The sequence below is a fragment of the Catenuloplanes japonicus genome (assembly GCF_000717135.1).
Taxonomy (GTDB): domain Bacteria; phylum Actinomycetota; class Actinomycetes; order Mycobacteriales; family Micromonosporaceae; genus Catenuloplanes; species Catenuloplanes japonicus.
In genome coordinates, this window is the sequence record NZ_JNXY01000089.1 from 1 (window position 1) to 756 (window position 756).

Consider the following 756-nt stretch of genomic DNA (forward strand, 5'->3'; position numbering starts at 1 on the left):
GCGCAGCATGTCGTGCTCGAACGCGAGCGCGTCACCGTGCGTGGTGAGCAGCCCGTCCGCCACGGCGCGCTCGACCGGCGTCCACAGCGTCTCCTCCGCGACCGCCAGCAGCGCCGCCACCTCGCCCGGCCGGAACGGACGGCCGAACACCGACCCGGCACGCAGCAGCAGCTGGGCCTGGTCCGGCAGGCCGCGCAACCGCTGCTGCGCCGCGCCGATGAAGCTGGTCGGGACCTCGCCGCCGACCAGCGTGGCCCGGCCGCCGACCACGACCAGCTGGTCGTCGGCCCGCAGACCGGCCAGCAGCTGCACGATCCAGAGCGGATTGCCGCCGCACCGCTCCGCCTGGGCCAGCACGGTCGCGTCGACCGGCGCGCCCACCTGCCGCGCGCACAGCGCCTCCACGTCCGCGTCGGCCAGCGGCCCGAGCGTGATCTGCTCCGCGCCCATCGTGACCAGGTCGTCCAGCGCGTCCGCGGCCGCGCCGCCGTGCACCGGTCGTCGCACGAACAACCACCGCACCGCACTGAAAGCCAGCCGGGGTACGAGCGTGCGCACCGCCAGCACGGAGAACTCGTCCATCCACTGCGCGTCGTCGATGATCACCAGCAGCGGCCGGTCCGCCGCCAGGTCCGCAAGCTCCCGCCCGATCCGCTCCGGCGTCGACTGCGCCGGCGTCTCCCCGCCCAGCCACGCCAGCGCGGGCACGACCGGCTCGCACTCCCCCAGCGCACCGGCCAGACTGATCAACGGCGC

The 756-nt window shown here is 75.4% G+C and carries 1 pseudogene; it reads right to left on the reverse strand.

Going from position 1 to position 756, the window contains the following annotated elements:
• Positions 1-756, reverse strand: a pseudogene (locus OP04_RS55275) (LuxR family transcriptional regulator); the annotation flags it as partial.